This is a genomic window from Pantoea sp. R102 (assembly GCF_004916815.1).
GTDB lineage: Bacteria > Pseudomonadota > Gammaproteobacteria > Enterobacterales > Enterobacteriaceae > Pantoea > Pantoea dispersa.
The window spans coordinates 1-2,626 of the sequence record NZ_SDFT01000119.1 but is presented as its reverse complement, the minus strand read 5'-3'; the positions used below and the strand labels follow the sequence as shown (position 1 = coordinate 2,626).

Sequence of the window (2,626 nt, the reverse complement as noted above, 5' to 3'; positions counted from 1 at the left end):
AACGAGGCGAACCGGGGGAACTGAAACATCTAAGTACCCCGAGGAAAAGAAATCAACCGAGATTCCCCCAGTAGCGGCGAGCGAACGGGGAGCAGCCCAGGACCTGAATCAGCTTGTGCATCAGTGGAAGCGTCTGGAAAGTCGCGCGATACCGGGTGACAGCCCCGTACACGAAGATGCATGAGTTGTGAGTCCGACGAGTAGGGCGGGACACGTGGTATCCTGTCTGAATATGGGGGGACCATCCTCCAAGGCTAAATACTCCTGACTGACCGATAGTGAACCAGTACCGTGAGGGAAAGGCGAAAAGAACCCCGGCGAGGGGAGTGAAACAGAACCTGAAACCGTGTACGTACAAGCAGTGGGAGCCTACTTGTTAGGTGACTGCGTACCTTTTGTATAATGGGTCAGCGACTTATATTCTGTAGCAAGGTTAACCGCATAGGGGAGCCGAAGGGAAACCGAGTCTTAATTGGGCGTTAAGTTGCAGGGTATAGACCCGAAACCCGGTGATCTAGCCATGGGCAGGTTGAAGGTTGGGTAACACTAACTGGAGGACCGAACCGACTAATGTTGAAAAATTAGCGGATGACTTGTGGCTGGGGGTGAAAGGCCAATCAAACCGGGAGATAGCTGGTTCTCCCCGAAAGCTATTTAGGTAGCGCCTCGTGAACTCATCTCCGGGGGTAGAGCACTGTTTCGGCTAGGGGGCCATCCCGGCTTACCAACCCGATGCAAACTGCGAATACCGGAGAATGTTATCACGGGAGACACACGGCGGGTGCTAACGTCCGTCGTGAAGAGGGAAACAACCCAGACCGCCAGCTAAGGTCCCAAAGTCATGGTTAAGTGGGAAACGATGTGGGAAGGCACAGACAGCCAGGATGTTGGCTTAGAAGCAGCCATCATTTAAAGAAAGCGTAATAGCTCACTGGTCGAGTCGGCCTGCGCGGAAGATGTAACGGGGCTAAACCATGCACCGAAGCTGCGGCAGCGACACTATGTGTTGTTGGGTAGGGGAGCGTTCTGTAAGCCGCTGAAGGTGTGCTGTGAGGCATGCTGGAGGTATCAGAAGTGCGAATGCTGACATAAGTAACGATAAAGCGGGTGAAAAGCCCGCTCGCCGGAAGACCAAGGGTTCCTGTCCAACGTTAATCGGGGCAGGGTGAGTCGACCCCTAAGGCGAGGCTGAAAAGCGTAGTCGATGGGAAACAGGTTAATATTCCTGTACTTGGTGTTACTGCGAAGGGGGGACGGAGAAGGCTAGGTTATCCGGGCGACGGTTGTCCCGGTTTAAGCGTGCAGGTGTGAAGACCAGGCAAATCCGGTCTTCTTTAACACTGAGGCGTGATGACGAGCCGCCACGGCGGTGAAGTAACTGATGCCCTGCTTCCAGGAAAAGCCTCTAAGCTCCAGGTAACACGAAATCGTACCCCAAACCGACACAGGTGGTCAGGTAGAGAATACCAAGGCGCTTGAGAGAACTCGGGTGAAGGAACTAGGCAAAATGGTGCCGTAACTTCGGGAGAAGGCACGCTGGCGCGTAGGTGAAGGGACTTGCTCCCGGAGCCGAGGCCAGTCGAAGATACCAGCTGGCTGCAACTGTTTATTAAAAACACAGCACTGTGCAAACACGAAAGTGGACGTATACGGTGTGACGCCTGCCCGGTGCCGGAAGGTTAATTGATGGGGTTATCCGCAAGGAGAAGCTCTTGATCGAAGCCCCGGTAAACGGCGGCCGTAACTATAACGGTCCTAAGGTAGCGAAATTCCTTGTCGGGTAAGTTCCGACCTGCACGAATGGCGTAATGATGGCCAGGCTGTCTCCACCCGAGACTCAGTGAAATTGAAATCGCTGTGAAGATGCAGTGTACCCGCGGCAAGACGGAAAGACCCCGTGAACCTTTACTATAGCTTGACACTGAACATTGAGCCTTGATGTGTAGGATAGGTGGGAGGCTTTGAAGCGCGGACGCCAGTCTGCGTGGAGCCAACCTTGAAATACCACCCTTTAATGTTTGATGTTCTAACGTAGGCCCGTAATCCGGGCTGCGGACAGTGTCTGGTGGGTAGTTTGACTGGGGCGGTCTCCTCCCAAAGCGTAACGGAGGAGCACGAAGGTTGGCTAATCCTGGTCGGACATCAGGAGGTTAGTGCAATGGCATAAGCCAGCTTGACTGCGAGAGTGACGGCTCGAGCAGGTGCGAAAGCAGGTCATAGTGATCCGGTGGTTCTGAATGGAAGGGCCATCGCTCAACGGATAAAAGGTACTCCGGGGATAACAGGCTGATACCGCCCAAGAGTTCATATCGACGGCGGTGTTTGGCACCTCGATGTCGGCTCATCACATCCTGGGGCTGAAGTAGGTCCCAAGGGTACGGCTGTTCGCCGTTTAAAGTGGTACGCGAGCTGGGTTTAGAACGTCGTGAGACAGTTCGGTCCCTATCTGCCGTGGGCGCTGGAGAATTGAGGGGGGTTGCTCCTAGTACGAGAGGACCGGAGTGAACGCACCGCTGGTGTTCGGGTTGTCATGCCAATGGCACTGCCCGGTAGCTAAGTGCGGAAGAGATAAGTGCTGAAAGCATCTAAGCACGAAACTTGCCCCGAGATGAGTTCTCCCTGACCC

1 rRNA gene is annotated in these 2,626 nt (G+C 54.4%); it reads left to right on the top strand.

Annotation, left to right across the window (positions count from 1 at the left end):
- Positions 1–2,626: ribosomal RNA gene (locus ERD80_RS13065) — 23S ribosomal RNA — on the top strand; the annotation flags it as partial.